This window comes from Agromyces cucurbitae (genome assembly GCF_058349945.1).
In genome coordinates, this window is sequence record NZ_JBYRES010000003.1 from 465599 (window position 1) to 492409 (window position 26811).

Below are 26811 nucleotides of genomic sequence, written 5' to 3' on the forward strand. Positions count from 1 at the left end.
CCCGCGCGGTGTCGCGGTGACGGGCGCTCAACTCTTGTGTGCGAGCTGCAGAGACGAAAATCGCACCGACGCTAGTCTGAGTACCGTCCGGTGAGGACACCCCGTGCGCATCGAGGGAGAGCGACGAGATGAGACCGCTTCGCTACGCGATCAACGTCACGCTCGACGGCTGCTGCCATCACGAGGCGGGGCTCCCGCCCGACGAGGAGTCAATGCGCTACTGGACCTCGGAGATCGAGCGAGCCGATGCACTCCTCTTCGGTCGGGTGACCTACGGGATGATGGAGTCCGCGTGGCGTCGGCCGACGACCGGCATCTGGCCCGACTGGATGGACGAGTGGGAGATCCCGTTCGCCGAGACCATCGATCGGGCGAAGAAGCACGTCGTGTCGAGCACGCTGAGCGAGGTCGACTGGAATGCCGAGTTGATGTCGGGCGACGTCGGGCCGGCGGTTCGACGACTCAAGCAGGAGCCCGGCGAGGGCCTGTTCGTGGGCGGCGTGACACTCCCCCTCGCCTTGGCGGATCTGGGCCTGATCGACGAGTACGTCTTCGTCGTGCAGCCGGTCCTCGCCGGCCACGGGCCGACGCTGCTCGCGGGCCTGCACGAGCGCATCCGGCTCGAGCTCGTGGACCGCCACGAGTTCGGCTCAGGGGCGGTCGCCATGCGCTACCGGCCCGCGACGGCTTCGACGTGACCTGATCCCCTGCGTCGTATGCGACCACCTTGCCCTTCGGGTCCTCCTCGGCTTCGGTGCCACCCCGTCAGCTCTCGGGGTCGTACTGGAAGGCGCGCACCTCCTGTGCGCACCGGCAGGCTGCAGCGATCTTCGCCGCCCACGCCAGCGCATCGTCGCGCCCGGGCAGCTCGAGCACCGTGTACCCGCCCTCGAGGCGACGGGTCTCGCGATAGGTGCCCTGCGTGATCGTGCCGTCACCCTCGACCAGCACCGGCGGGATGCTCTCGTCGATTCCGCCGCCGAAGACCCAGACGCCCGCCTCCTTCGCCGCTCGGACGACCGCATGGGCGGCGTCCGCCACGGCGGGCAGGTCATCTGCAGAGACCTTCATCGCTCCGCTCGGGAACGAGATCAGGTACTTCGTCATCGAATCGCACTCCTTCGTGTCGAGCGGCTCCAGGCGCTCACAGCTCCTTCCGCATCTGCTGGGTCGTGACCTCGTACCCCGCCGAATCGTAGAGCGCGATCGCCACGCTGTTGCGGCCGAAGACGTTGAGTTCGAGCGCCGCCGCACCCGCCGACCGGGCGGCCGCCTCGACCGCCAGGAGGAGAGCGCGCCCCAGCCCGCTCCCCCGACGCGATTCGAGGATCTCGAGGTCGTAGAGGAACGCGACACCGGGCGCGCCGCGCGGGCGGTCGAGCCCGACCCAGGCGCGCCCGACGGGAGCGCCGTCCTCGTCGACCCCGCGTAAGACGAGCATGCGTGGCGTCGCGAGCCCGCCCGGCAGCAGTCGCGCATTCTCGCCGAGCGCTCGCTCCACCGCGCCCTCGCGCGGCCAGCTGCCGGCAGCGACCTGCTCATCGGCGTACGCGTGCGCGATCTCGAGCTGCCATTCGTCGTACTCGGCCGGCGTCATCGCCCGCACGGTCACCGTCGTCATGCACCCATGCTGGCACGGGCCGCCGACGTGCGCCGCTCCCCCTCGAGCGGCGCACTCCCCCGGGTCCCCCGGTGTTCCCCCGGCTCAGCCAGCGGCTTCGCGTTCCTCGTACCGCTCGAGCCGGCGCCCGGTGGCGGGCATGCCGAGCTCGTTGAGCGGTACCGTCGTCGACCGCTCGGGCAGCCGCTCGTCGGTCGGGCAGGTCATGACGATGTTGCCGTTGGCGTCATCGAACGTATGTTCGAAGATCGGACGCCCGCAGACAGGGCACGGGCGCTCCTGCAACTCCCGCTCGTCGGCCTGATCGGTGCCCTCGGTGATGGGCGGTGCGCCGAAGATCGGCTCGAGTGCGTTGTCCACTCGATCGAAGAACCTCGTGAATGCGTTGCCGTCGTCTGGGCGGCTCGCCGCGTCGCGTGCCATACGGGAGATCGTACGCCCCGAGGCATCCTCATCACCAGAGGCGCGCGAGAGCTCCTCGCGCACGCACCGGGGTCGCACGCGCGTAGGCTGGGCCGATGACGGATGCCTCGCTCCCCCGCCCGGTCACGATCATCACCGGCGCGAGCCGCGGCATCGGCGCCGCCATCGCCGAGCGCCTCGCCGCCGAGGGGCACGACCTCGTGATCACGTATCGCGATCGAGCCGACGACGCCGACGCGGTCGCCCGGCGGTGCACGGCGTCCGGCGCACGGGTGCTCGTCCTGCAGGTGGACCTCGCCGATCTCGACGCGGCGGCGACCGTGGTACCGGCGGCGATCGACGCGTTCGGCAGGGTCACGGGCCTCGTCAACAATGCGGGCGTCACCGGCCGGATCGGCCCGTTCCTCGACGTGCCGCTCGACGAGGTCGAGGCGGTGTTCCGCATCAACGTGCTCGCGCCGCTCGTCATCACCCGGGCGGCGATCGAGCACATGGCGACCGACCGGGGCGGCGCGGGCGGTTCGATCGTGAACATCTCCTCGGGGGCGGCGAAGTCGGGCGCGCCGAACACCTACATCCACTACGCGATGAGCAAGGCCGCGCTGAATGCGCTCACCACCGGCGCGTCGAAGGAGTTCGGCCCGGCCGGCGTTCGCGTCAACACCGTGTCCCCGGGCACGACGCGCACCGAGATCCACGCCGCAGGCGGCAGGCCGCACGCCCCCGATGAGCGAGCCCCCGGCATTCCGATGCGGCGTCCCGGCGAGCCGCGCGAGATCGCAGGCGCGGTCGCGTACCTGCTCTCGGACGACGCGAGCTACACCTCGGGAGCCGACATCAGGATCGCCGGCGGGAACTGATCGCCGCCGCCCGTCACGCCTCGCCGAAACCGGATCGCGCGAGCGCCGCGATCGCCTCGACGGCCTCGGCGTCCTCGCTCGCGATCTCGAGCGCGGCCCCCTTGGTCAGCCCGAGCGACATGATCCCGAGCAGGCTCTTCGCGTCGGCGCCGTTGACGGTGATGCGCTGCGGGTAGCGCGCCGCGAGCTTCACGAGCTCGGCGGCGGGCCGGGCATGCAGGCCGTCGTTGTTCACGAGGGTCACGGTGCGCGAATAACCGGATGCCGCGGGGCCGGCCGATCCCGCCGACGTCGCCGTGTCGCCCGCATCCGTCGAGCCCGCGGGCCCGCCGCGAGCGCTCTCGGCGGCGCGCACGACCGCGTCGAGGTCGTCGCCCGACTCCGCCGCGACCGCCGCGGCGACGGCGCCCTCGACGAGCGGGGCGTCGGCGATCCTCGTGCGGGCGCGGGCGTCGTCGTCGAGGAAGTCGAGCACCGTCTCGGCGGTGAGGATGGCCGAGCCGAGGTCGCACAGCACGACGACTCCCGCGCCCGAGTCCGCCTCGGCCACCCCGGCGGTGACGAGGTCGAAGCTCGTGCCGATGCGGCCGTCGTCGGTGCCGCCGGCCGCGACGAGCGCGACCGTCGGGGCCATCTGCCGGGCCAGCTTCACGAGCCCTGCCGCGATCTCCGCCGAATGCGAGACGACGACGAGCCCGACCGTGCCCGCTGCCGTCATGCTCCGGCCGCCCCGTCGGCGGCGTCCGCGGCGGCACGCAGCAGCAGGGCGCTGGATTCCGCGCCCGGATCGCGGTGCCCCGCCGAACGCTCGCCGAGGTAGCTCGCACGCCCCTTCCGGGCGACGAGAGGCTCTGTGGCCACCGCGCCCTGTTCGGCGGCGGATGCCGCGGCGTCGAGCACCTCGCTCGCGTCGGCGCCCGACGCGGCCGCCGCAGCCGCCGCGTCGACGGCCGGGGTCCAGGCGTCGACCATGGTCTTGTCGCCCGGTTCGGCCTTGCCGCGGAGCACGATTCCGTCTCGCGCCGCCTCGAGCATGCGCGCGATCGCGGACCCGTCGAGCGAGACCTCGCCCGCGACGGCAGCCGCTGCCTTCAGGTACGCCGTGCCGTAGAGCGGGCCAGCGGCGCCGCCGACCGTCGAGATGAGCGTGGTGGCGACGAGCTTCAGCACGTCGGCGGGCTCGGCACCGGCCGAGAGATCGTCGAGCTTCGCCGCGACCGCCTGGAACCCGCGATCCATGTTCTCGCCGTGGTCGCCGTCGCCGATCTCACGGTCGAGAGTGATGAGGTCCACCCGATGCTCGCCGATGCGTTCGGCGCTCCGCCGCGTCCAATCGACCGCCCACGTGATGTCGAGGCCCACCCATCCTCCTTCTTCTTCCGTCACCGACCCCAACGGAGTGCAGGTGTCTGCACCGGGGCATCCCAGAGTTCGATCATCTCGTCGTCGAGCTTCAACAGCGTGATCGACATCCCCTGCATCTCGAGCGAGGTGATGTAGCTGCCGACGAGCGAGCGAGCGATGCGGATGCCTCGTTCGGCGAGGACCTCGGCGGCACGCCGGTAGGCGATGTAGAGCTCGATCTGCGGCGTTCCGCCCATGCCGTTCACGAACAGCAGCGTCTGCTCGCCCGATTCGTACGGCAGGTCCTCGAGGATCGGGTCGAGGAGGCGGTCGACGAGGCGGTCGGCCGGTTCGAGCCCGATTCGCTCACGTCCGGGCTCGCCGTGGATGCCGATGCCGATCTCGATCTCGTCATCGGCGAGCGTGAAGCTCGGCTCGCCCGCATGCGGGACGACGCACGGCGTGAGAGCGAGCCCCATCGACCGGGCGCCCGCGTTGACGCGCTCCGCGATCGCGGCGACCTCGGCGAGCGAGTCGCCTCGCTCGGCCGCGGCACCCGCGATCTTCTCGACGAGCACGGTTCCGGCGACGCCGCGCCGTCCGGCCGTGTAGAGCGAGTCGCGAACCGCGACGTCGTCGTTCGTGACGACCGCCCGCACCTCGATGCCCTCCGCCGCGGCGAGATCGGCCGCGGTCTCGAAGTTGAGCACGTCGCCCGTGTAGTTCTTCACGATGTGGAGCACGCCCGCACCCCCGTCGACGGCCTTCGTCGCCTCGAGGATGGGGTCGGGCGTCGGAGAGGTGAACACCGCTCCGGGCACCGCGGCGTCGAGCATGCCGAATCCGACGAACCCCGCGTGCAGCGGCTCGTGCCCGCTGCCGCCCCCGCTGACCAGGCCGACCTTGCCCGCGATGGGTGCGTCGGCCCGCACCACCCGGATCGGATCGACCTCCACGCGAACGAGGTCGGCGTGCGCGAGCGCGAACCCCGCGACCGACTCGTCGACGACGCGCTTCGGGTCGTTGATGATCTTCTTCATCGTCACCCCTTCCGTCTTCGTCAGGGGCCCGTCGCGGCGCGGCCGCCCCGACGCAGCGCTCCCCCGGCAAACCTACGCCCCGAGAGCACTCGGCCGTAAGGGCGCTCGCCGAACTCGCGGCGGATCGTTCCCCCCGAAGGGGTCACGGCGCTATCGTGACAGACGAGCGGCTGCGACGACGCACCGCAACGAAGGGGGTTGCACATGAATCTCGGCACCATCTTCCTTTCGGAACTGGTCGGCACCGCCATGCTGGTGCTGCTCGGTTGCGGTGTGGTCGCGAACGTCGCGCTCATCCGCAACAAGGGGCACAACGGCGGGTTCCTCATGGTGAACATCGGCTGGGGCCTCGCGGTCTTCGCCGGCGTCATCGTCTCCTACGCATCCGGAGCGCACATCAACCCGGCGGTGACGCTCGGGCTCACGGTCAACCTGCTCGGCGAAGGCAAGACCGAGTTCGTGCCGGGGGTGCCGATCGACGGCGCATCCATCGCGACCTACATCGGCGCGCAGATGATCGGTGCGATCATCGGCGCCGTCGTGTGCTGGCTCGCCTACAAGCAGCACTTCGACGAAGAGCCCGACGCGGCGAACAAGCTCGGCGTGTTCTCGACGGGTCCGGCCATCCGGTCGTACGGCTGGAACCTCATCACCGAGATCATCGGCACCTTCGTGCTCGTGTTCGTGGTCGTGGGTTTCGGTCGCAACGGCGACCCCGCCGGGCTCGCATCGCTCGGCGCGCTGCCGGTGGCGCTGCTCGTGATCGGCATCGGCGCCTCGCTCGGTGGTCCGACCGGCTACGCCATCAACCCGGCACGCGACCTCGGGCCGCGAATCGCGCACGCCATCCTGCCGATCAAGGGCAAGGGCGGCTCCGACTGGTCGTACTCGTGGGTGCCGGTCGTCGGCCCGATCATCGGCGGACTCATCGCCGGCTGGGCGGCCCTCGTGCTGCTGCCGGTGATCACGTAGGCCGCGGGAGCACCGCCACCGAACCGACTCGACTCCACACGAAACGTGCGCGCCGTGTCGTGCTGCGCGCAGGAATGAGAGGAACCCATGCCCGATTACATCCTCGCGATCGACCAGGGCACCACGAGCTCGCGCGCGATCATCTTCGACAAGGCCGGATCGATCGTCGCGACCGGACAGCTCGAGCACGAGCAGATCTTCCCGAAGGCCGGCTGGGTCGAGCACGACCCCGCCGAGATCTGGCGCAACACCCGCGAAGTGATCGGCCAGGCGCTCGGCAAGGCCGACCTGACCCGACACGACATCGCCGCGGTCGGCATCACCAACCAGCGCGAGACCGCCGTGGTCTGGGACCGCCGCACCGGCGAGCCCGTCTACAACGCCATCGTCTGGCAGGACACGCGGACCCAGCCGATCGTCGACCGCCTCGCGGCCGACGGCGGCGTCGAACGGTTCAAGCAGCAGGTCGGCCTGCCGCTCGCGACCTACTTCTCGGGCACGAAGATCGTCTGGATCCTCGAGAACGTGCCCGGTGCCCGCGAGAAGGCCGAGGCCGGCGACCTGCTGTTCGGCACCACCGACTGCTGGGTGCTCTGGAACCTCACGGGCGGACCCGACGGCGGCGTGCACGCGACCGACGTCACGAACGCCAGCCGCACGATGTTCATGGACCTCGAGACCCTGCAGTGGGACGACGAGATCCTCGCGGCGTTCGACGTGCCCCGCTCGATGCTGCCCGAGATCAAGTCGTCGTCGGAGGTCTACGGCAACGTCGAGCCGTCGAGCCTCCTTCGGGAGGTTCCCGTGGCCGGCATCCTCGGCGACCAGCAGGCGGCGACCTTCGGCCAGGCCGCCTTCGACCCCGGCGAGTCGAAGAACACCTACGGCACCGGCAACTTCCTCATCTTCAACACCGGCGAGGAGATCGTCCACTCGAAGAACGGCCTGTTGACGACGCTCGGCTACAAGCTCGGCGATGACGCTCCGCACTACGCACTCGAGGGATCGATCGCCGTCACCGGGTCGCTCATCCAGTGGCTGCGCGACAACCTCGGCCTGTTCCAGTCCGCGCCAGAGGTCGAAGACCTGGCGAAGACGGTGGAGGACAACGGCGGCGCGTACTTCGTGCCGGCGTTCTCGGGCCTGTTCGCGCCGTATTGGCGACCCGATGCGCGCGGCGCGCTCGTCGGCCTCACCCGGTTCGTGAACAAGGGCCACATCGCCCGGGCCGCACTCGAGGCGACCGCCTTCCAGACGCGGGAGGTCCTCGACGCGGTGAACGCCGACTCGGGCGTCGAGCTCACCGAGCTGAAGGTCGACGGCGGCATGATCGCGAACAACACGCTCATGCAGTTCCAGGCCGACATCCTCGGCGTGCCCGTCGTTCGTCCCGTCGTCGCCGAGACGACCGCCCTCGGCGCCGCGTATGCGGCCGGGCTCGCGGTGGGGTTCTGGGCGAATCTCGACGAGCTCCGCGCCAACTGGCAGGAGGACTCGCGCTGGGAGCCGGCGATGGCCCCCGAGGAGCGCGAACGCCGCCTGCGACTCTGGAAGAAGGCCGTGACGAAGACCTTCGACTGGGTCGACGACGACGTGCAGTGATCGACGTCGAAGGAGGGCCCGTGGAACCACGGGCCCTCCTTCCGTCTCCGGGGGGATGCCGGAACCCCGCCGACGATCAGTTCGTCAGCGCTTGGTCGCCGCGATCCACTGTTCGAGCTTGGCGGCGGCGGCACCGCTGTCGATCGCCTCCTCGGCGACGGCCATCTTGTCGCGGAAGCGGTCGAGGATCGGCCGCTGGAACTGACCGGGGTCCTTCGCGAGATCGAACGAGACGAGGCCGGCCGCCGCGTTGAGGACGACGATGTCGCGGATCGGGCCGCGTGCGCCGCCGAGCACCTCGTGCACGATCGCCGCGTTGTGCACCGCGTCGCCGCCGGTGAGCTGGTCGATGGTCGCGCGCGGAATGCCGAGGTCGCGCGGATCGAGGTCGTGCTCCTTCACGGTGCCGCCCGACACCTCCCAGACGTGGGAGTGGCCCGTGGTCGTCAGCTCGTCCAGTCCGTCGTCGCCGCGGAACACGAGCGCCGTCGCCCCGCGCGTCTGGAAGACGCCGACGATGAGCGGAACCCGATCGAGGTGGGCGACGCCCACGGCGGACGCCTCGGGCCGGGCCGGGTTGCAGAGCGGCCCGAGGAAGTTGAACACCGTGGCGACGCCCAACTGGGCGCGAACCGGCCCGGCGTGGCGGAAGCCCGGGTGGAACGCCGCCGCGTAGGCGAACGTGATGCCGGCGTCCTCGAGCACCGACGCGACCCGCTCGGGTGCGAGTGCGAGGTCGAGGCCCAGCGCCGCGAGCACGTCCGACGAGCCCGAGGCGCTGCTCGCGGCACGGTTGCCGTGCTTGATGACGGGCACGCCTGCCGCCGCCGCGACGATCGACGCCATCGTCGACACGTTCACCGTGCCGAACCGGTCGCCGCCCGTGCCGACGATGTCGAGCGCCATGGGGTCGGCGGGCAGCGGCACCGCGTGGTCGAGCACCGCGTCTCGGAAGCCGACGATCTCGTCGACGGTCTCCCCCTTGATGCGGAGCGCGACGAGGAAAGCGGCGAGCTGGGCCTCGGTCGCCTGGCCGGTCATGACCTGCTCCATGCACCACGCGGCATCGGAAACGCTGAGGTCTTCGCCCTGCAGGAGGGAGTTCAGGATGTCTGGCCAATTCTGGTGCGCGGGCATGCTGCCGATCCTATCTGCCCGATTCACGGCGGATTCTCGGGCGTTGCACAGTGCGACTTAGGGTTCCCTAACCACCTCTGGCGCGACACGACGGCAGATGATGACGAAAACTCCGCCGGGATTTCGGCCATAATGGGGAGCGTGACGAGCACCTCAATCACTTATCAGGCGAGCGCGCCCGTGATCAATCGACCGAACACCGTTGCGGTGGGCACGATCGTCTGGCTGGGCAGCGAGGTCATGTTCTTCGCGGGACTCTTCGCGATCTACTTCACGCTGCGGTCGACGTCGCCCGAGCTCTGGGAGGCGCAGGCCGATCGGCTGAACTTCCCGTTCTCGCTGACGAACACGATCATCCTCGTTCTGTCGTCGTTCACCTGCCAGTTCGGCGTGTTCGCGGCGGAGCGCCTGCAGCCCTACGCGCGGGGTCCGTGGTGGAACCCGGCCAAGTGGGGCATGGTCGAGTGGTTCTTCCTCACGTACGCCATGGGCGCGATCTTCGTCGCCGGGCAGATCTGGGAGTATGCGACGCTCGTCTCAGAGGGCATCTCCCTCAGCTCCGACTCCTACGGCTCCGCCTTCTACCTGACGACCGGTTTCCACGGCCTGCACGTGACCGGCGGTCTCATCGCCTTCCTCCTCGTCATCGGGCGGGTCTTCGCGGTCAAGAACTTCGGCCACCGCGAGGCGACGAGCGCCATCGTCGTCTCGTACTACTGGCACTTCGTCGACGTGGTCTGGATCGGCCTGTTCCTCGTCATCTACGTCTTGAAATAGGCCGTCCCCGATGCGTCAGTCCCGAAAGCCCGTGAACAGGAAGAACCACATGACCCGCCAGAAGCGTCGCACCGGCCGCCGGCACCCGCTCGCAACCGTCGCGCTCCTCGCCCTGGGCCTCGTCTTCACCGGCGGCGCCTACGCTGCGCTCAGCGCCGGTACGGCCGCCCAGGCCGAGGGAGACCCGACGTCGCAGCAGACGATCGACGAGGGCAAGAAGCTCTTCCAGGCGAACTGCGCGACGTGCCACGGCCTCGACGCCCAGGGCACCGACAACGGCCCGAGCCTCATCGGCGTCGGCGCGGCCGCGGTCGACTTCCAGGTCGGCACCGGCCGCATGCCGATGCAGATGCAGGGGCCGCAGGCGCTGCAGAAGCCGCCGCAGTTCACCGACGAGCAGGTCAAGCAGCTCGCATACTACGTCGCCTCGCTCGGCCCCGGGCCCGAGATCCCCGCCGACCACCTCGTCAACGGCGGCGGTGACGCTGCGAACGGCGCCGAGCTCTTCCGCATCAACTGCGCGATGTGCCACAACGTCGCCGGTGCCGGCGGTGCCCTCACCGAGGGCAAGTTCGCGCCCCCGCTGACCGAGGTCACGGGCGTCCACATCTACGAGGCGATGGTCAGCGGCCCGCAGAACATGCCGGTCTTCAACGACCTGAACATCTCGCCCGAAGACAAGCGCGACATCATCACGTACCTCAAGTACGTCCAGGACAACCGTTCGCCCGGCGGATTCGAGCTCGGCTCGCTCGGCCCGGTCTCGGAGGGCCTGTTCATCTGGATCTTCGGTCTCGGCACGATCGTCGCGATCACCGTGTGGATCACGGCGAAGTCCAACTAGCGGCAGCCCGGCACCGAAGAAGACTCAGAAGGAGAACCATGGCACAGGACGACCACAGCGGCACGGAAGTCGCCGCTGCAGACTCGTCGCACGCCGCGCACGATTCGAACGTCTCGCACGGCACCGCGGTGATCGCGGCCGACGCGTTCGAGAACCCCGGCTTCCCGCCCCACCGTCCTCGCGTGACCGATGAGGACCCGAAGCGCGACAAGCGGGCCCAGCGCACCGTCTACACGCTGTTCTACCTGTCGATCCTCGGCAGCGTCTGGGCGATCGCCGCGTACATGCTCTTCCCGATCGAGTCGAACGACGTCGGGATGGTCCGGCTGAACAACATGTTCTTCGGTCTCGGAGTGACCCTCGCCCTCCTCGGCATCGGCTTCGGCGTGGTGCACTGGGGTAAGGCCGTCATGTCCGAGGTCGAGCTCGCCGACGAGCGGCACCCGATCGGTGGCTCTCCCGAGACCCAGGCCGCCGCGGCGAAGGTGTTCGCCGACTCCGACCGTGAGTCGGGCTTCACGCGCCGCACCGCGATCCGCAACAGCCTCATCGGCGCGCTCCTGGTCTTCCCGCTCCCCGCGGTCGTGCTCTTCCGCGGCTTTGCTCCGCAGGATGAGAACCCGGTCGAGCTGCTCAGCCACACGATGTGGCAGAAGGGCAGCCGACTCACGCTCGACCCGTCGGGCACCCCGATCAAGGCCGCCGATGTCACGATCGGCAGCGCGTTCCACGTGATCCCCGAGGGGCTCGCCGAGCTCGAGCACGGCAAGCTCGAGGCGAAGGCCAAGGCCGCCGTCCTCCTCATGCGTCTCGACCCGGCCGAGCTCAACGAGCTCCCCGAGCGCAAGGACTGGTCGTACGACGGCATCGTCGCGTACTCCAAGATCTGCACGCACGTCGGTTGCCCCGTCGCACTCTACGAGCAGCACACGCACCACCTGCTGTGCCCCTGCCACCAGTCGCAGTTCGACGTCACCAACCACTGCGAGGTCATCTTCGGCCCGGCCAAGCGCCCGCTGCCGCAGCTGCCGATCACCGTCGACGACGAGGGCTACCTCGTCGCGCGAAGCGACTTCACCGAACCCGTCGGCCCGAGCTTCTGGGAGCGCCATTGAGCACCGCACCGTCCGCCACCGCGCCGCAGAAGCGGTCGTTCACCGCGGCAGCCTCCGTCTACGTCAACGAGCGCACGAGCCTCGCCGGCTTCGTCAAGGAGCTCGGTCGCAAGGCGTTCCCCGATCACTGGTCGTTCCTGCTCGGTGAGGTCGCGCTCTTCAGCTTCGTCGTCGTGCTCATCTCCGGAACGTTCCTGACGTTCTTCTTCCAGGCCTCGATGGCCGAGGTGCACTACGACGGCTCGTACGTCCCGCTCAAGGGCGTCGAGATGTCCGTCGCCATGGCGTCGACGCTCGACATCTCGTTCGACATCCGCGGTGGCCTCTTCGTCCGCCAGATGCACCACTGGGCGGCCCTGCTGTTCGTGGCCGCCATCGGGCTGCACATGCTCCGCATCTTCTTCACCGGCGCGTTCCGCAAGCCCCGCGAGCTGAACTGGGTGATCGGCTTCACGCTGTTCATCCTCGCCATGGCCGAGGGCTTCACCGGCTACTCGCTCCCCGACGACCTCCTCTCGGGCAACGGCCTCGCGATCATCAACGGCATGATCAAGGGCATCCCGATCATCGGAACGTGGACCTCGTTCCTCCTCTTCGGAGGCGAGTTCCCGGGCACTGCGATCGTCGGCCGCCTCTACACGCTGCACATCCTCCTGCTCCCCGCACTCGTGGTCGCACTCGTCGCGATCCACCTCGTGCTCGTCGTCGTGCACAAGCACACGCAGTACGCGGGGCCGGGCAAGACCCAGCAGAACGCCGTGGGCCCGCCCATCCTCCCGATCTACGCGGCCAAGGCCGGCGGGTTCTTCTTCATCATCTTCGGCGTGCTCGCGCTCATCGCCTCGATGTTCACGATCAACCCGATCTGGAACTACGGCCCGTACGACCCCTCCCCCGTCTCCGCCGGTACCCAGCCCGACTGGTACATCGGGTTCGCGGACGGCGCCCTGCGCCTCATCCCGCCGGGCTGGGAGTTCGTGTGGCTCGACCGGACCTGGTCGTTCAACATCCTCGTGCCGCTCATCGGCATCGGCGTGTTCCTGATCCTCGTCGTGCTCTACCCCTTCATCGAGGCCTGGATCAAGGGCGACAAGCGCGAGCACCACATCGCGGACCGCCCGCGCAACGCCCCGACCCGCACCGCGATCGGCGCCGCCGGCGTCACGTTCTACGCCGGTCTCTGGGCCGCGGCGAGCTCCGACATCCTCGCGACCCACTTCTCGCTGACGATGGAGGGCGTGATCCACGCACTGCAGGCCGTCGTCATCATCGGCCCGTTCATCGCGTACTTCATCACGAAGCGCGTGTGCATCGCCCTGCAGAAGAAGGATCGCGAGATCGTCCTGCACGGCTACGAGTCGGGCCGCATCGTGAAGCTGCCCGGTGGCGAGTTCATCGAGGTGCACCAGCCCCTCGACGAGTACGACCGGTGGAAGCTCGTCGACTTCGAGAGCTACGAGCCGCTGATGATCCGCCCGAACGCACGCGGCAAGATCACGTTCGGCCAGCGCGTCCGCGCCTCGCTCTCTCGCTGGTTCTTCGAAGACCGCATCGCGCCGGTCACGAAGGGCGAGCTCGAGGCCGGCCACGACGGCCACCACTGACTCGCTGACTGACGGATTCGGGCACCGGGCCATGTCGATCGATTCGACGTGGCTCCGGTGCCCGAACTGTTTCGGCGACCTCGCGCCGATCACCGAGGGCACGTTCGGCTGCGCCGAAGGGCACCGCTTCGATCGTGCGAAGCACGGCTTCCTGACGCTCCTCCCGCCGAAGGCGCCGAAGACGATCGGCGACGACCGGGCGATGCTCGACGCCCGTGCGGCACTGCTCGGCGGCGGATCGTATGCGCCGATCTCCGACGCCGTCGTCGGCGCCGCACGCGCCCGCACCGCCTCGACCTCGCCGACGCGTATCGCCGATCTCGGCTGCGGAACCGGCCACTACTCCGCCGAACTCGCCCGAGCACTCCCGCGTACGAGCTTCCTCCTGGCTGACCGCTCCCCCGACGCGGTGCGCGCGAGCCTCCGCGCCGTTCCGGCGTCGACGGGTATCGTGCTCGACATCTGGCGCCCTCTCCCGCTCCGGTCGTCGAGCGCCGACCTGGTGCTCAATGTGTTCGCCCCGAGGAACGGTCCCGAGTTCGCACGAATCCTCCGTCCGGGCGGCCGCCTGCTGACGGTCGTGCCCACCGAACGTCACCTGCACGAACTCCGCGCAACCGGGACCATGCTGGACGTGCCGGCCGGCAAGTCCGATCGCCTCGTGGATCAGCTCTCCACGAACGGCTTCACGGCAGTGGAGATTCGTCCGATCGAGTACGAGCTCCGTGCCGATGCGACGACGCAGCGCCTGCTGGCGGGCATGGGGCCGTCGGCGCACCATGCCGGTGACGGAAGGCCGGAATCGGCCGACGCGGATGCACGGCCGCTCCCGATCACCGTATCCGTCGAGCTGCTCGTGCTCGAGCGGTGACGCCCGCTCGTCGATGAGTCGGGTGGTGCGCCCGAACCCGGCAGGGTCGATACTTGCAGCATGGACGACTGCTGCGCGGCGCCCGGCGACGGTGCCGATCGATACGAGCCCGTATTCACCGACCGCTTCGCGGAGCGCATCGCCCGACGCTACGCGAAGGACGGCCTGACGCCGCCCGAGCGGCGCATCGTCGAGTACCTCGCCGATGAAGTGGGGGTCGAGGGCGCGACCGTGCTCGAGATCGGCGGCGGCATCGGCGAGATCCAGATCGAGTTGATCAAGCGCGGCGCCGCCGCGGCGGTGAACCTCGAGCTGTCCGGTTCGTACGAGACGGTTGCGGCGCGCGTCGCCGCGGAGTCCGGCACCGCGCAGGCCATGACCCGTCGGATCGGCATCGATCTCGCACTGCATCCCGACGCCGTCGACGTGGCCGACGTCGTCATCCTCCACCGAGTCGTCTGCTGCTACCCCGATGCGGACCGGTTGCTGACGGCCGCAGCCGGACGAGCGCGCCGTGCCCTCGTCTTCACGCATCCCCCTCGCAACCTCGTGACCACCTTCGCTGCGGCATCCGGCAATCTCCTCATGCGACTGCAGCGGCGGAGCTACCGCGGGTACATCCACTCTCCCGAGGCGATGGTCGCCGCACTCGAGCGCAACGGCTTCGAGGCTCGCTACCGTCGGCGGGCCGGATCGTGGTGCGTCGTCGGCGCCGTGCACGGGTGATCAGCGCGAACGACGAAGCCCCGGACCGATCGGTCCGGGGCTTCGTACGTCTGGGTGTGGATCAGCGCGCGAAGTTGCCGCGGTAGTACTCGTACACCCAGCCGACGAGGCTGATGACGCCGATGCCGACCGCGATGAACGAAATCCAGAAGCCGACCGCGAGGCCGAGGAACAGCAGCGCCGCGGCGCCCGCCAGCATGATCGGCCACCAGCTCCACGGGCTGAAGAACCCGAGCTCGGCGTCGCCGTCGTCGATGTTGGCGTCGAGGCGGTCTTCGGGGAGCTCGGCGCCCTGGGCGCTGTGCACACGGCCGAGGTAGAACGCGATGAACGCCGCGAGGATCGCGCTGAGCGTGATCGCGATCGAGCCGGCCCACTCGGGCTGTCCGTACTCGAGCGTGGTCCAGGTCCAGTAGACCCCGGCCATGATGAGGAAGAAGACCGAGAGGATCCAGAACAGGATGACGTTGGCGCGCATTACTTGATCTCCTCCGTGGCGGCGTCGTACGTCGGCGCCTCAGGGGCGTCCTTCGCCGGACCGATGCCGACCGGGATGCCGGCCTCGGGGTGGTTGAGGTCGAACGCCGGGCGCTCCGAGCGGATGCGCGGGATCGACGTGAAGTTGTGCCGCGGCGGCGGGCAGCTGGTCGCCCACTCGAGCGAGCCGCCGTAGCCCCACGGGTCGTTCACCGTGACCTTCGGAGCGCGACGCGCCGTGATGTACACGTTCAGGAAGAACGGGATGAGCGAGACGGCGAGGATGCCGGCACCGATCGTCGAGAGCTGGTTCATCCAGGTCACGTTGTCCTCGGGGAGGTACGAGAAGTAGCGACGCGGCATGCCGACGACTCCGATCCAGTGCTGGATGAGGAACGTCGTGTGGAAGCCGATGAAGAGCAGCCAGAAGTGCCACTTGCCCAGGGTCTCGTTGAGCATCTTGCCGGTCCACTTGGGCCACCAGAAGTAGAAGCCCGCGAACATCGCGAACACGACCGTGCCGAAGACCACGTAGTGGAAGTGCGCGACCACGAAGTACGTGTCGGAAACGTGGAAGTCGAGCGGCGGCGACGCGAGGATGACGCCGGTGAGGCCACCGAACACGAACGTGATGAGGAAGCCGAGCGACCAGATGAGCGGCGTCTCGAAGGTGATCGAGCCGCGCCACATCGTGCCGATCCAGTTGAAGATCTTCACACCCGTCGGCACCGCGATGAGCATCGTCATGAGCGCGAAGAACGGCAGCAGGACGGAGCCGGTGACGTACATGTGGTGCGCCCACACCGTCACGGACAGCGCCGCGATGGCGATCGTCGCGTAGATGAGGGTCTTGTATCCGAAGATCGGCTTGCGGCTGAACACCGGGAAGATCTCCGACACGATGCCGAAGAACGGCAGGGCGATGATGTACACCTCAGGGTGGCCGAAGAACCAGAACAGGTGCTGCCACAGGATGACGCCGCCGTTGGCCGGGTCGTAGATGTGCGCGTCGAACACGCGGTCGGCACCGGCCGCGAGAAGGGCGGCGGCGAGCACCGGGAACGCCATCAGGATGAGGATCGAGGTGACGAGTGTGTTCCAGGTGAAGATCGGCATGCGGAACATGGTCATGCCCGGCGCACGCATCGTGATGATCGTGGTGATGAAGTTCACCGCACCGAGGATCGTGCCGAAGCCCGAGAGGCCGAGTCCGAGCATCCAGAGGTTGCCGCCGACGCCGGGCGAGAAGGTCGTCGAGGCGAGCGGCTGGTAGGCGAACCAGCCGAACGAGGCGGCGCCCTGCGGGGTCAGGAAGCCCGCGACCGCCATGAGCGAACCGAAGTTGAACAGCCAGTACGCGAAGGCGTTCAGTCGCGGGAACGCGACGTCGGGGGCGCCGATCTGCAGCGGCATGAGCACGTTGGCGAAGCCGGCGAAGAGCGGCGTCGCGAACATCAGCAGCATGATCGTGCCGTGCATCGTGAACAGCTGGTTGTACTGCTCACGGGTCTGCAGGAGCTCGAGGCCGGGCTCGAAGAGCTGCGCGCGGATGACCAGCGCCATCACGCCGCCGATGCAGAAGTAGACGAACGAGGTGATCAGGTACATGTACCCGATGACCTTGTGGTCGGTGGAGGTGATCCACTTGACGAGGACGTTGCCCTTGCGCTCGACCTTCGAGGCGCCGAACGGCAAGCTGCTCGACTGCGGCCGAGCCGGTGCGGTCGTGGTGCTCATTCGGCTTCTCGCTCTTCCTTCAGGTCGGGTGCACCTGCACCGGGCAGGTTCTGGTTGCGGTCGTACTCGCTCGACAGCTGGCCCTCCTGGCCCGCGTCTCGGAGCGACTGGATGTAGTCGTCGTACTCGGCCTGCGAGACGACCTTCACGTTGAAGAGCATGAGCGAGTGGTACTCGCCGCAGAGCTCGGCACACTTGCCGGCGTAGGTGCCCTCGCGCTCGGGGACGAACGACATGTAGTTCGTCTTGCCCGGGTACATGTCTTTCTTGTAGAGGAAGTCGACGACCCAGAACGAGTGGATCACGTCGCGCGACTCGAGTTCGATCTCGACGTTCGCGCCGACCGGCAGGTAGAGCGTCGGGAGCTCGGACTGGACGAGCGACCCCTGCGGGCCTTCTTCGTCGAGCTGGCCCTGGATGCCGGGCGAGTAGACGTCTTCCTTCACGTAGTTGAAGTCCCAGGCCCACTGCTTGGCGATCACCTCGACCTGGACGTCGACGTCGTCGGCGGCGAAGCGCTGCTCGATCTGCTGCTGGTCACGCGCGGTGAACGCGAAGAACCCCAGCACGAGGATGAGCGGGACGATCGTGTAGAACACCTCGATCGGCATGTTGTAGCGCAGCTGCACGGGCAGACCGGTCTGGCCCTTGCGCCGGCGGTACGCGATGACCGCCCAGATGGTCAGGCCCCACGTGAGCACACCGACGATGAGCAGCACGATCCACGACGTGACCCACAGGCCGGAGACGGTCTCCGTGTGGTTCGTGACCGGCGCTTCGCCCTCGACGAAGCCGGGCAGGAAGCCGTTGAGCTGCGCCTGCGTGCACCCGGCGAGCACGAGACTGAGAGACGCTGCGATCGGGATTGCAGCCCATCGGAGACGGCGATTGTGGCGCACCGGTGACCTTTCGGGAGACTCGAAGGCGCTTCACAGTGAAGCGCGGTGATCGGTATCTACCCTACTCCGACTCGGCACCCGCGGTGTGCATCCCCGGCCCATGTCGGGCGCGCCGCGGCGCGGAAACATCCTTCGATCAGCCTGAATACGCGAAAGGAGGCCGCAGATGCGGCCTCCTTTCAGGAAGTTGCGGTATCGCTCAGTGGAACGAGTCGCCGCACGCGCAGCTGCCCTGCGCGTTCGGGTTGTCGATCGTGAAGCCCTGCTTCTGGATCGTGTCCTCGAAGTCGATCGCCGCACCGTCGAGGTACGGCACGCTCATCTTGTCGACCACGACCTCGACGCCGTCGAAGTCGACCACGGCGTCGCCGTCGAGCAGGCGCTCGTCGAAGTACAGCTGGTAGATGAGCCCCGAGCAGCCGCCCGGCTGCACGGCGACCCGGAGCCGGAGGTCGTCGCGGCCCTCCTGCGCGAGGAGGCTGCGCACCTTGTCGGCGGCGGGGTCGCTCAGCTTCACGCCGTGCGTGGTCTCGGTGATCGTGTCGCTCATGTCTCTCCTCGGTGCGTCAGGAACGCGGAATCCTCACTCCATGGTAGCCGCCGCGAGCAGCACGACGGCTGTGAGTCGTCATCATTCCGCCGAACGGGCGTCGAGCCGCGCGAGGAAGAGCGCTTCGGCGAGCACCGACCGCCGGAAGACTCCGAGGTGCAGCGACTCGTTGGGGCTGTGCGCGCGCGAGTCGGGGTCCTCGACCCCGGTCACGAGGATCTGCGCGGCGGGGAACTCGTCGACGAGCTCGGCGATGAACGGGATCGAACCGCCGACGCCCATCTCGACGGGCTCGCGTCCCCAGGCCTCGGCCATCGCCGCGCGGGTCTCGGCCACGGCCCAGCCGCTCGTGTCCACGAGGAAGGGCTGGCCGGTGTCGATGTCGTCGAAGGTCAGCTTCGCCCCGAACGGCGCGTTCGCCTCGAGGTGCGCCCGGATCGCCTCGAACGCCTCACGGGCGTCCTGTCCGGGCGCGACCCGCGCACTCACGCGCACCTTCACCCCGGGCACGAGCGTGTTCGACGCGTTCGCGATGTCGGGCGCGTCGATTCCCGTGATCGTGATCGAGGGCTTCGCCCAGATGCGGGAGAGGATCGAGTCGCGGCCGACGGGCTCGACGCCGTCGAGGAGTCCGGTCTCGGCGCGCAGCTGAGCCTCGTCGTACTCGGGGGTCTCGAAGCCGGCCGAGGTGAGGCCCTCGACCGCCACCGCGCCGTCGGCGTCCCACAGCGTGTCGAGCAGGCGGATCGCCGCGAACATCGCGTCGGGCACCGCTCCCCCGAACATGCCGGAGTGGGAGGCGTGTCCGAGGGTGTCGATCCGCAGGTTGAACGCGACCGCACCGCGGAGCGCGACCGTGATCGCGGGCGTCTCGAGGTCCCAGTTGCCGGAGTCGGCGACGATGATCGCGTCGGCCTCGAGCAGGTCGCGGTGCTCGCGCAGGAAGTTGCCGAACGACTGCGAGAGGTACTCCTCCTCACCCTCGATGAACACGGCGATGCCGAGGTCGAGGTCGGTGCCCAGCACTTCGGTGAGCGCCCGGATCGAGGCGACGTGGGCCATGATGCCGGCCTTGTCGTCGGCGGCGCCGCGACCGTAGAGCCGGTCGCCGCGGAGCGTCGGCTCGAACGGCGCCGACTCCCAGTCCTCGTCGCGACCCGGTGGCTGCACGTCGTGGTGCGCGTAGAGCAGCACGGTCGGGCGGCCGTTGCGCGCGGCGCGGTGCGCGATCACCGCGGGCGCGCCGAGCTGCGGCTCGGCGTCGCCCTCTGCGCCGGCGACGGGTGCGCGCCGGACGTCGACGAGATCGAACACCCCGAGCCCGCGCACGAGCTCGGCGACGGCCTCGGCGCTCGCGGCCACGTGCTCGGGGTCGAACGCCGGCCACGACACCGAGGGGATCTTCACGAGACGGGTGAGGTCGGCGATCGTCGACGGGAAGCCCGCCTCGACGGCCGCGCGCAGTTCGTCGGCATTCGGGGTGGTCGCCGAGGTTGCTGCTGCGGTGGGGAGAGAGTCGGTCATGCCGGTAATCTTAAGGGGAACCGATTCGAGGGATCCCCGTGGCAAAGCACCCCAACAGCACCGATCAGCCGAGCGCCGAGTCGCTCGAAGAGACCCAGGCCCGCCTGAAGCAGGGCGGCAAGGGTGCCCCCACCCCGACGCGCGCCGAGCGCGAGGCCGCGAACAAGCGCCCGCTCGTGCCGAACGACCGCAAAGAGGCGGCGAAGCAGGCGCGGCTGAAGGCGGCCGACGCCCGTGAGAAGGCCCGCATCGGCATGGCGATGGGCGACGAGAAGTACCTGCCCGCGCGCGACCGCGGACCGCAGAAGAAGTACGTCCGCGACTACGTCGATGCGCGCTTCAGCGTCGGCGAGGTGCTCATCCCCGTGATGTTCGCCGTGATCGTGCTGACGTTCATCCCGAGCGCCGAGATCCAGGCCGCGAGCATCATGCTGCTCTGGGCGTTCTTCCTGATCGCGCTCGTCGACGTGATCATCCTGGGCTTCACCCTGCAGCGCAAGCTCACCGCGAAGTTCGGCGCGGGCAAGGTCGAGAAGGTGCGCTGGTACGCCGCGATGCGGGCGCTCCAGCTGCGCGCGCTCCGGCTCCCGAAGCCGCAGGTCAAGCGCCGCCAGTACCCGTCCTGAACCCGAGGCGCCCGTCCCGGGCGCACGCACGGCCCGGCCGAGGATGCCTCGAGCCGGGCTTCGTCGTCTCAGCCGCGTGCGAACGCACCGAGCCGGACGAGCGGCACGCGGGACTCCTCGTCGGTGAGCGAGCCGTGCTGGCCGATCATGCGCTCCGCCTTCCGGTCGGCGAGCCGACCGTCGTAGTAGGCGATGCCGGCTCGGGCCGCCACGATGAGGTCGCCGATGCGCGGCACGACCTCTGGTGTGACCTCGCCGAACAGCCCGGCCGAGATCGCCTCCTCACGGGTCAGCACCCAGGCTCGCGCAGACTCGGCGGCCCGCCAGCGCTCGACGAGGGCCGCCAGCCCGGCCGCATCGAGATCGGGCTCGACGTAGAGCTGGAGGCCGCGCGGCTCGCCGCCGATGTGCCGCACGCCGTCGACGAGGTCGTGACGGTGGTCGACGAGCACGTGCCGGTGCACCGGCACGTCGACCACGCCGTGGTCGGCCGTCACGAGCACGCCCGTGCCACGCGGCATCCGCCGTTCGAACGAGGCCAGCTCGGCGTCGAGTTGTTCGAGCAGGCCCAGCCAGCGGTCCGACTCCCAGCCGTGCGCGTGCGCGGCCTGGTCGAGCTCGGGGACGTAGAGGTACACGACCGCCGGATCGGCTGCTGCGACCACGTCGAGCGCCGCGGCGAACCGGTCGGCGATGGTCGTGCCGGAGACGTAGCGGGCGCCGCGCAGGACGGCACGGGTGAATCCGGAGTCGACGTACTTGGGCGCGCCGATCACGACGGCGTCGACGCCGCGCTCCCCCGCCGCCTCGAAGATCGTCGGCCGGAGCTGCCACACGTCGGGCCGCATCCGGTCGTCCCAGCCGTTGAGCTGGTTCACGAGTCGGTCGTGCGCCGGATCGAGGGTGCGATAGCCGACGAGGCCGTGCTCGCCCGGCGACGCGCCCGTCGTGAGGCTCGCGAGTGCGGCGGCGGTCGTCGACGGGAAGACGGTGCGGGCGACGTCGCGCCTGCCGAACCGCGACGCGAGGAACCGCGCGTGCCCGGCGCGGCTGCGGAGGTTCGTCGCACCGAGTCCGTCGACGAGCACGACGATCGCGCTCCGGGCGGCGGGGAGGCCGAGCGCGTTCTCGCCGCCGTCGAGACTCGCGAGGCAACTGCCGAGCACGTCGGTGAGGCGCGGAGCCGTGTCGGCGGGCACCGGTAGCATGGCAGACATCGCGCCCAGTCTGGCACAGGCAGGGCGCGCCCCCGTTCCACCGCGTGCCAGGCACGCACGGCACAGAGAACACGGATGACCCGAGCGAAATCCCAGCCCGCCGACGAACCGATCGTCGAGCGCATCGAAGACGTCGACGTCGCCACCGAGATGCAGGGCTCGTTCCTCGAGTACGCGTACTCGGTGATCTACTCGCGCGCCCTTCCCGACGCACGCGACGGGCTCAAGCCCGTCCAGCGCCGCATCATCTACCAGATGACCGAGATGGGCCTTCGGCCCGACAAGGGCCACGTGAAGTCGGCCCGCGTCGTCGGCGAGGTGATGGGCAAGCTGCACCCGCACGGCGACACGGCGATCTACGACGCCCTCGTGCGCATGGCGCAGCCGTTCACGCTGCGGGTGCCCCTCGTCGACGGCCACGGCAACTTCGGCTCGCTCGACGACGGCCCGGCCGCCCCGCGCTACACCGAGGCCCGCCTCGCCTCCCCCGCGCTCGCGATGGCCGAGGGCCTCGACGAAGACGTGGTCGACTTCGTGCCGAACTACGACAACCAGCTGACCCAGCCCGAAGTGCTGCCGAGCGCGTACCCGAACCTGCTGGTGAACGGCGCGAGCGGCATCGCGGTCGGCATGGCGACCAACATGGCGCCCCACAACCTCATCGAGGTCGTGGGCGCGGCGCGACACCTCATCGCGCACCCGAACGCGACCCTCGACGAGCTCATGGAGTTCGTGCCCGGCCCCGACCTGCCGACCGGCGGCACGATCGTCGGGCTTTCGGGAATCAAAGACGCGTACGCGACCGGTCGAGGCAGCTTCAAGACCCGGGCCAAGGTATCGGTCGAGCAGCTGACGGCGCGCAAGACCGGCCTCGTCGTGACGGAGCTGCCCTACCTCGTCGGCCCCGAGAAGGTCATCGAGAAGATCAAGGACGGCGTCAACGCCAAGAAGATCAACGGCATCTCCGACGTCACCGACCTCACCGACCGTGCGAACGGCCTGCGCCTCGTCATCGGCATCAAGACCGGCTTCAGCCCCGACGCCGTGCTCGAGCAGCTCTACCGGCTCACCCCGCTCGAGGACTCGTTCAACATCAACAACGTCGCGCTCGTCGACGGCGGCCCGCAGACGCTCGGCCTTCGCGAGCTCCTGCAGGTCTACGTCGGCCACCGCATCGCCGTGGTCACGCGCCGCTCCGAGTACCGGCTCGCGCGTCGTCGCGAGCGCCTCCACCTCGTCGACGGCCTGCTCATCGCGATCCTCGACATCGACGAGGTCATCCAGGTCATCCGGTCGAGCGACGACACGGCCGCGGCGCGCACGCGCCTGATGGAGGTCTTCGACCTCAGCCAGGTGCAGGCCGAGTACATCCTCGAGCTGCAGCTGCGCCGGTTGACGAAGTTCTCCCGCATCGAGCTCGAGGCCGAGCGCGATCGGCTGCGCGCCGAGATCGAGGAGCTCGAGGCCCTCCTCGCGAGCCGCCATCGCATCGAGGCCCTCGTCTCCGACGAGCTCGCCGAGGTCGCCGAACGCTACGGCACCCCTCGCCGCACGCTGCTCACCGACGCCCGGCCGTCGATCGCCGGCGCGGCCGCCAAGCGCGCCGCGGCCGTGCTCGAGGTCGCCGATGTGCCCTGCCGGGTGTTCCTCTCCGCGACCGGCCGCATCGCGCGGGTCGACCTGCCCGAGGGCCCCGACGGCGCACCCACGATCACACCGCCCGCCCGCCGCAGCAAGCACGATGCGATCCGTTCGACGCTCGACACGACGAGCCGCTCAGAGATCGGTGCGGTGACGAGCCTCGGCCGGCTCATCCGGTTCACCCCGGTCGACCTGCCGATGCTGCCGCCGACCTCGGTGCAGCTCGGCGCCGGCGTGAAGGTGGGCGACTACCTCGCGCTGCCGAACCGCGACGAGAAGGTGCTCGCGATCGTCGCGCTCGACGGCGAACGCTCCATCGCGCTCGGCACGAAGCAGGGTGTCGTCAAGCGCGTCGCGACCGGTGCCTACCCGAACAAGCCCGAGTTCGAGGTGATCGGGCTCAAGGCGGGCGACGAGGTCGTCGGCGCGGTGCAGGGCGACGAGGGCGACGAGCTCGTCTTCGTCGCCTCCGATTCGCAGCTGCTCCGCTTCCCCGCGTCGTCCGTCCGTCCGCAGGGGTGCCCGGCCGGCGGCATGGCCGGCATCAACCTGGGCTCGGGCTCGCATGTGATCCACTTCACGAGCGTGCCCGCCGCCCTCGCCGCCGAGTCCGTGGTCGTCACCGTCGCGGCGTCGAGCGACACGTTGCTCGGCACCGACCCGGGCAGCGCCAAGGTCAGCGAGTTCGCCGAGTTCCCGGCGAAGGGTCGCGCGACGGGCGGGGTGCGCTCGCAGCGGTTCCTCAAGGGCGAAGACGCCCTGCACCTCGCGTGGGTCGGCCCGACCCCGCCGCTCGCGGTCGGCGCCGACGGCTCGGCCCGGGAGCTGCCCGATTCGGGCGCGAAGCGGGATGCCTCGGGCCAGCCGCTCAGCGCCGTCGTCGCCGCCGTCGGCCGACGAATCGGCTGAGTGCAGCACCGAACCTCCGTGTACGACGAAGGCCGCCCCGATCGGGGCGGCCTTCGTCGTACACGGGTCTGGTCGCCCGACTCATGGGATGGCCGACGTCGCCCGATCGCCTCAGATGAGGTGGGACGACCGCGCGGGGCGACTCGCTGCCGAAGTGGGGCGGCGGAGTCGACTCAGGCGTCGATGCGGTCGCGCTCGAGCGCGTCGGAGCTCTCGATGATGAACTCCTTGCGCGGTGCCACGTCGTTGCCCATGAGCAGCTCGAACACGCGACCCGCGTTCTCCGCGTCGCCGATGCCCACCCGGCGCAGCGTGCGGTGACGACGGTCCATCGTCGTCGTCGCGAGCTGGTCGGCGTCCATCTCGCCGAGGCCCTTGTAGCGCTGGATCGGGTCCTGGTACCGCTTCTTCTGCTTGTCGAGTCCGGCGAGCACCGCCGCCAGTTCCGCCTCCGAGTACGTGTAGATCGTCTCGTTCGGCTTCGATCCCGGGTTCATCACGACGACCCGATGCAGGGGCGGCACCGCGGCGAACACGCGACCCTCCTCGATCATCGGCCGCATGTAGCGGAAGAAGAGGGTGAGCAGCAGGGTGCGGATGTGCGCCCCGTCGACATCGGCGTCGGCCATCAGGATCACCTTGCCGTAGCGGGCTTGCGCGAGGTCGAAGCTGCGGCCCGAGCCGGCACCGATGACCTGGATGATCGATGCGCACTCGGCGTTGCCGAGCATGTCGGCGACACTGGCCTTCTGCACGTTGAGGATCTTGCCGCGGATCGGCAGCAGGGCCTGGTGCTCGCTGTCGCGGGCGAGCTTCGCCGTGCCGAGCGCGGAGTCGCCCTCGACGATGAACAGCTCGGAGTGCGCGACGTCGTTCGACCGGCAGTCGACGAGCTTCGCCGGCAGTGACGAGCTCTCGAGCGCGTTCTTGCGCCGCTGCGTCTCTTTGTGGGCGCGGGCGGAGATGCGCGACTTCATCTCGGCGACGACCTTGTCGAGCAGGAGCGCCGACTGGGCCTTGTCGTCGCGCTTCGTGGATGCGAAACGCCCTTTCAACTCCTTCGTCAGCACGTTCGAGACGATGCTGCGCACGGCGGGGGTGCCGAGCACCTCCTTCGTCTGGCCCTCGAACTGCGGCTCGGGGAGCCGAACCGTGATGACGGCGGTGAGGCCGGCGAGCACGTCGTCCTTCTCGAGCTTGTCGTTGCCGGCCTTGAGCCGCCGGGCATTCTGCTCGACCTGCTGGCGCAGGAACTTCAGCAGCCCCTGATCGAAGCCGGCCTGGTGCGTGCCGCCCTTCGGGGTCGCGATGATGTTGACGAACGACCGCATCACCGTGTCGTACCCCGTGCCCCAGCGCAGCGCGATGTCGACCTCGCACTCGCGCGAGAGCTCGGTCGGCACCATCGCGCCGCCCTCGCTCAGCACCGGCACGGTCTCGGTGAAGCTGCCCGTGCCGGTGAGGCGCCAGATGTCGGTGATGGGCGAGTCGGGCGAGAGGTGCTCGACGAACTCCGAGATGCCGCCGTCGAACTGGAACGAGGTCGTGTGCGGCGTCTCGCCGCGCTCGTCGGTGACGTCGATCGCGAGACCGGGTACGAGGAAGGCGGTCTGGCGCGCACGGCCGATGAGGTCGTCGGTCTGGAACTCGGCGCCCTTCGTGAAGATCTGCCGGTCGGCCCAGTAGCGGATGCGCGTACCCGTGACGCCCTTCTTCACCTTGCCGACGACGCGCAGCTCGCTGCGCTCCTCGAACGGTGTGAACGGCGCATCGGGCGACGGCCCGTCGGTATCGGCGAACACGCCCGGTTCGCCGCGGTGGAACGACATCGCGTAGGTCTTGCCGTCGCGGTCGACCTCGACGTCGAGCCGCTCGGAGAGGGCGTTCACGACCGATGCGCCGACGCCGTGCAGGCCGCCCGAGGCCGCGTACGAGCCCGAGCCGAACTTGCCGCCGGCGTGCAGCTTGGTGAACACGACCTCGACACCCGTCAGCCCCGTCTTCGGCTCGACGTCGACGGGGATGCCTCGGGCGCGGTCGCGCACCTCGACGCTGCCGTCGGCGTGCAGGAGCACGCCGATCTCGGTGCCGTGGCCGGCGAGCGCCTCGTCGACCGAGTTGTCGATGATCTCCCACAGGCAGTGCATGAGGCCGCGGGAGTCGGTCGAGCCGATGTACATGCCGGGGCGCTTGCGCACCGCCTCGAGTCCTTCGAGGACGGAGAGGTGGCGGGCGGAATAGTCGGAACTCACGTCGACCAAGCCTAGTGAGCGCGACCGACACCGACGCGCAGGC

26 protein-coding genes are annotated in these 26811 nt (G+C 69.4%); 12 read left to right on the forward strand and 14 right to left on the reverse strand.

Annotated elements, in window-relative coordinates:
- Positions 1-128 precede the first annotated feature (128 nt).
- Complete coding sequence (locus AC3RJ6_RS13415) at positions 129-698, forward strand: dihydrofolate reductase family protein (protein ID WP_491427572.1); 570 nt, start codon at positions 129-131, stop codon at positions 696-698.
- Between the two features lie 67 nt (positions 699-765).
- Here the strand turns inward: AC3RJ6_RS13415 and AC3RJ6_RS13420 are convergent, their stop codons facing one another.
- The 3 genes from AC3RJ6_RS13420 to AC3RJ6_RS13430 form a co-directional block, all read right to left on the reverse strand.
- Positions 766-1107, reverse strand: a complete 342-nt coding sequence (locus tag AC3RJ6_RS13420; protein ID WP_491427573.1) for a YciI family protein — start codon at positions 1105-1107, stop codon at positions 766-768.
- 37 nt (positions 1108-1144) lie between these two features.
- Complete coding sequence (locus AC3RJ6_RS13425) at positions 1145-1621, reverse strand: GNAT family N-acetyltransferase (RefSeq protein ID WP_491427574.1); 477 nt, start codon at positions 1619-1621, stop codon at positions 1145-1147.
- An 84-nt stretch (positions 1622-1705) separates the two neighbouring features.
- Complete coding sequence (locus AC3RJ6_RS13430) at positions 1706-2107, reverse strand: hypothetical protein (RefSeq protein WP_491427575.1); 402 nt, start codon at positions 2105-2107, stop codon at positions 1706-1708.
- A gap of 32 nt (positions 2108-2139) precedes the next feature.
- On the opposite strand from AC3RJ6_RS13430, the gene AC3RJ6_RS13435 reads away from it, so the two are divergent.
- Positions 2140-2904: an SDR family NAD(P)-dependent oxidoreductase gene (locus AC3RJ6_RS13435; RefSeq protein WP_491427576.1), complete on the forward strand. Its 765-nt coding sequence runs from the start codon at positions 2140-2142 to the stop codon at positions 2902-2904.
- Between the two features lie 13 nt (positions 2905-2917).
- Here the strand turns inward: AC3RJ6_RS13435 and dhaM are convergent, their stop codons facing one another.
- From dhaM to dhaK, 3 genes are read right to left on the reverse strand one after another with little or no spacing between them, the layout of a single operon-like run.
- Entirely contained in the window at positions 2918-3622 is a 705-nt protein-coding gene (dhaM, locus tag AC3RJ6_RS13440; RefSeq protein ID WP_491427577.1) for a dihydroxyacetone kinase phosphoryl donor subunit DhaM, read from the reverse strand.
- Positions 3619-4266, reverse strand: coding sequence for a dihydroxyacetone kinase subunit DhaL (dhaL, locus tag AC3RJ6_RS13445; protein WP_491427578.1), 648 nt, complete (start codon positions 4264-4266; stop codon positions 3619-3621). Before dhaL ends, dhaM begins: the two co-directional genes overlap by 4 nt.
- Before the next feature lie 20 nt (positions 4267-4286).
- Entirely contained in the window at positions 4287-5288 is a 1002-nt protein-coding gene (dhaK, locus tag AC3RJ6_RS13450) for a dihydroxyacetone kinase subunit DhaK (protein ID WP_491427579.1), read from the reverse strand.
- Positions 5289-5492: 204 nt separating this feature from the next.
- Between dhaK and AC3RJ6_RS13455 the strand changes: the two genes are divergently transcribed.
- Entirely contained in the window at positions 5493-6260 is a 768-nt protein-coding gene (locus tag AC3RJ6_RS13455) for an MIP/aquaporin family protein (protein ID WP_491427580.1), read from the forward strand.
- An 87-nt stretch (positions 6261-6347) separates the two neighbouring features.
- Positions 6348-7862 (forward strand): glycerol kinase GlpK, encoded by a 1515-nt coding sequence (gene glpK, locus AC3RJ6_RS13460; RefSeq protein ID WP_491427581.1) that lies wholly within the window; start codon positions 6348-6350, stop codon positions 7860-7862.
- A gap of 84 nt (positions 7863-7946) precedes the next feature.
- Here the strand turns inward: glpK and trpD are convergent, their stop codons facing one another.
- Positions 7947-8999 carry an anthranilate phosphoribosyltransferase gene (gene trpD / locus AC3RJ6_RS13465; RefSeq protein WP_491427582.1) on the reverse strand — a complete coding sequence of 351 codons (1053 nt, stop codon included), beginning with the start codon at positions 8997-8999 and terminating at the stop codon, positions 7947-7949.
- Positions 9000-9131: 132 nt separating this feature from the next.
- On the opposite strand from trpD, the gene ctaE reads away from it, so the two are divergent.
- The 6 genes from ctaE to AC3RJ6_RS13495 are packed head-to-tail and all read left to right on the forward strand — an operon-like array spanning position 9132 to position 14936.
- The gene (gene ctaE, locus AC3RJ6_RS13470) at positions 9132-9776 is read left to right on the forward strand and encodes an aa3-type cytochrome oxidase subunit III (protein ID WP_491427583.1); all 645 of its coding nucleotides are present in this window, start codon (positions 9132-9134) and stop codon (positions 9774-9776) included.
- A gap of 49 nt (positions 9777-9825) precedes the next feature.
- Positions 9826-10620, forward strand: coding sequence for a cytochrome bc1 complex diheme cytochrome c subunit (qcrC, locus tag AC3RJ6_RS13475; protein WP_491427584.1), 795 nt, complete (start codon positions 9826-9828; stop codon positions 10618-10620).
- Positions 10621-10658: 38 nt separating this feature from the next.
- Positions 10659-11735 carry a cytochrome bc1 complex Rieske iron-sulfur subunit gene (gene qcrA / locus AC3RJ6_RS13480; RefSeq protein WP_491427585.1) on the forward strand — a complete coding sequence of 359 codons (1077 nt, stop codon included), beginning with the start codon at positions 10659-10661 and terminating at the stop codon, positions 11733-11735.
- Positions 11732-13339 carry a cytochrome bc1 complex cytochrome b subunit gene (gene qcrB, locus AC3RJ6_RS13485; protein WP_491427586.1) on the forward strand — a complete coding sequence of 536 codons (1608 nt, stop codon included), beginning with the start codon at positions 11732-11734 and terminating at the stop codon, positions 13337-13339. The genes qcrA and qcrB overlap by 4 nt, the downstream gene beginning before the upstream one ends.
- Positions 13340-13370: 31 nt before the next feature.
- Positions 13371-14210, forward strand: coding sequence for a methyltransferase domain-containing protein (locus AC3RJ6_RS13490; RefSeq protein ID WP_491427587.1), 840 nt, complete (start codon positions 13371-13373; stop codon positions 14208-14210).
- A gap of 60 nt (positions 14211-14270) precedes the next feature.
- Entirely contained in the window at positions 14271-14936 is a 666-nt protein-coding gene (locus AC3RJ6_RS13495; RefSeq protein WP_491427588.1) for an SAM-dependent methyltransferase, read from the forward strand.
- A 61-nt stretch (positions 14937-14997) separates the two neighbouring features.
- Here AC3RJ6_RS13495 and AC3RJ6_RS13500 read toward each other — a convergent pair whose 3' ends face one another.
- The 5 genes from AC3RJ6_RS13500 to AC3RJ6_RS13520 all read right to left on the reverse strand — a co-directional run bounded on the left by AC3RJ6_RS13500 (position 14998) and on the right by AC3RJ6_RS13520 (position 20123).
- The gene (locus AC3RJ6_RS13500) at positions 14998-15414 is read right to left on the reverse strand and encodes a cytochrome c oxidase subunit 4 (protein WP_244854138.1); all 417 of its coding nucleotides are present in this window, start codon (positions 15412-15414) and stop codon (positions 14998-15000) included.
- Positions 15414-17150 carry an aa3-type cytochrome oxidase subunit I gene (gene ctaD, locus AC3RJ6_RS13505; RefSeq protein ID WP_491427589.1) on the reverse strand — a complete coding sequence of 579 codons (1737 nt, stop codon included), beginning with the start codon at positions 17148-17150 and terminating at the stop codon, positions 15414-15416. Before ctaD ends, AC3RJ6_RS13500 begins: the two co-directional genes overlap by 1 nt.
- The gene (ctaC, locus tag AC3RJ6_RS13510) at positions 17147-18049 is read right to left on the reverse strand and encodes an aa3-type cytochrome oxidase subunit II (protein ID WP_491427590.1); all 903 of its coding nucleotides are present in this window, start codon (positions 18047-18049) and stop codon (positions 17147-17149) included. Before ctaC ends, ctaD begins: the two co-directional genes overlap by 4 nt.
- A 199-nt stretch (positions 18050-18248) precedes the next feature.
- Positions 18249-18599 carry an iron-sulfur cluster insertion protein ErpA gene (erpA, locus tag AC3RJ6_RS13515; RefSeq protein WP_244854142.1) on the reverse strand — a complete coding sequence of 117 codons (351 nt, stop codon included), beginning with the start codon at positions 18597-18599 and terminating at the stop codon, positions 18249-18251.
- Between the two features lie 81 nt (positions 18600-18680).
- A complete protein-coding gene (locus AC3RJ6_RS13520) occupies positions 18681-20123 on the reverse strand; it encodes a dipeptidase (RefSeq protein WP_491427591.1) in 1443 nt (480 codons plus the stop codon).
- 38 nt (positions 20124-20161) lie between these two features.
- Between AC3RJ6_RS13520 and AC3RJ6_RS13525 the strand changes: the two genes are divergently transcribed.
- Positions 20162-20749, forward strand: a complete 588-nt coding sequence (locus AC3RJ6_RS13525) for a DUF3043 domain-containing protein (RefSeq protein WP_491427592.1) — start codon at positions 20162-20164, stop codon at positions 20747-20749.
- Positions 20750-20817: 68 nt separating this feature from the next.
- Here the strand turns inward: AC3RJ6_RS13525 and AC3RJ6_RS13530 are convergent, their stop codons facing one another.
- A complete protein-coding gene (locus AC3RJ6_RS13530; protein WP_491427593.1) occupies positions 20818-21966 on the reverse strand; it encodes an alkaline phosphatase family protein in 1149 nt (382 codons plus the stop codon).
- Between the two features lie 75 nt (positions 21967-22041).
- On the opposite strand from AC3RJ6_RS13530, the gene AC3RJ6_RS13535 reads away from it, so the two are divergent.
- Positions 22042-24516 (forward strand): DNA gyrase/topoisomerase IV subunit A, encoded by a 2475-nt coding sequence (locus tag AC3RJ6_RS13535; RefSeq protein ID WP_491427594.1) that lies wholly within the window; start codon positions 22042-22044, stop codon positions 24514-24516.
- 173 nt (positions 24517-24689) lie between these two features.
- Here the strand turns inward: AC3RJ6_RS13535 and AC3RJ6_RS13540 are convergent, their stop codons facing one another.
- Positions 24690-26768 carry a DNA gyrase/topoisomerase IV subunit B gene (locus tag AC3RJ6_RS13540; protein ID WP_491427595.1) on the reverse strand — a complete coding sequence of 693 codons (2079 nt, stop codon included), beginning with the start codon at positions 26766-26768 and terminating at the stop codon, positions 24690-24692.
- Positions 26769-26811: the final 43 nt, after the last annotated feature.

What these genes read in the sequence shown, in the direction of transcription:
- AC3RJ6_RS13415 (WP_491427572.1), top strand. Translation starts at nt 129, where the DNA reads ATGAGACCGCTTCGCTACGCGATCAACGTCACGCTCGACGGCTGCTGC.
- AC3RJ6_RS13420 (WP_491427573.1), bottom strand. Translation starts at nt 1,107, where the DNA reads ATGACGAAGTACCTGATCTCGTTCCCGAGCGGAGCGATGAAGGTCTCT.
- AC3RJ6_RS13425 (WP_491427574.1), bottom strand. Translation starts at nt 1,621, where the DNA reads ATGACGACGGTGACCGTGCGGGCGATGACGCCGGCCGAGTACGACGAA.
- AC3RJ6_RS13435 (WP_491427576.1), top strand. Translation starts at nt 2,140, where the DNA reads ATGACGGATGCCTCGCTCCCCCGCCCGGTCACGATCATCACCGGCGCG.
- dhaM (WP_491427577.1), bottom strand. Translation starts at nt 3,622, where the DNA reads ATGACGGCAGCGGGCACGGTCGGGCTCGTCGTCGTCTCGCATTCGGCG.
- dhaK (WP_491427579.1), bottom strand. Translation starts at nt 5,288, where the DNA reads ATGAAGAAGATCATCAACGACCCGAAGCGCGTCGTCGACGAGTCGGTC.
- AC3RJ6_RS13455 (WP_491427580.1), top strand. Translation starts at nt 5,493, where the DNA reads ATGAATCTCGGCACCATCTTCCTTTCGGAACTGGTCGGCACCGCCATG.
- glpK (WP_491427581.1), top strand. Translation starts at nt 6,348, where the DNA reads ATGCCCGATTACATCCTCGCGATCGACCAGGGCACCACGAGCTCGCGC.
- trpD (WP_491427582.1), bottom strand. Translation starts at nt 8,999, where the DNA reads ATGCCCGCGCACCAGAATTGGCCAGACATCCTGAACTCCCTCCTGCAG.
- ctaE (WP_491427583.1), top strand. Translation starts at nt 9,132, where the DNA reads ATGGGGAGCGTGACGAGCACCTCAATCACTTATCAGGCGAGCGCGCCC.
- qcrC (WP_491427584.1), top strand. Translation starts at nt 9,826, where the DNA reads ATGACCCGCCAGAAGCGTCGCACCGGCCGCCGGCACCCGCTCGCAACC.
- qcrA (WP_491427585.1), top strand. Translation starts at nt 10,659, where the DNA reads ATGGCACAGGACGACCACAGCGGCACGGAAGTCGCCGCTGCAGACTCG.
- AC3RJ6_RS13490 (WP_491427587.1), top strand. Translation starts at nt 13,371, where the DNA reads ATGTCGATCGATTCGACGTGGCTCCGGTGCCCGAACTGTTTCGGCGAC.
- AC3RJ6_RS13495 (WP_491427588.1), top strand. Translation starts at nt 14,271, where the DNA reads ATGGACGACTGCTGCGCGGCGCCCGGCGACGGTGCCGATCGATACGAG.
- AC3RJ6_RS13500 (WP_244854138.1), bottom strand. Translation starts at nt 15,414, where the DNA reads ATGCGCGCCAACGTCATCCTGTTCTGGATCCTCTCGGTCTTCTTCCTC.
- ctaD (WP_491427589.1), bottom strand. Translation starts at nt 17,150, where the DNA reads ATGAGCACCACGACCGCACCGGCTCGGCCGCAGTCGAGCAGCTTGCCG.
- erpA (WP_244854142.1), bottom strand. Translation starts at nt 18,599, where the DNA reads ATGAGCGACACGATCACCGAGACCACGCACGGCGTGAAGCTGAGCGAC.
- AC3RJ6_RS13520 (WP_491427591.1), bottom strand. Translation starts at nt 20,123, where the DNA reads ATGACCGACTCTCTCCCCACCGCAGCAGCAACCTCGGCGACCACCCCG.
- AC3RJ6_RS13530 (WP_491427593.1), bottom strand. Translation starts at nt 21,966, where the DNA reads ATGTCTGCCATGCTACCGGTGCCCGCCGACACGGCTCCGCGCCTCACC.
- AC3RJ6_RS13535 (WP_491427594.1), top strand. Translation starts at nt 22,042, where the DNA reads ATGACCCGAGCGAAATCCCAGCCCGCCGACGAACCGATCGTCGAGCGC.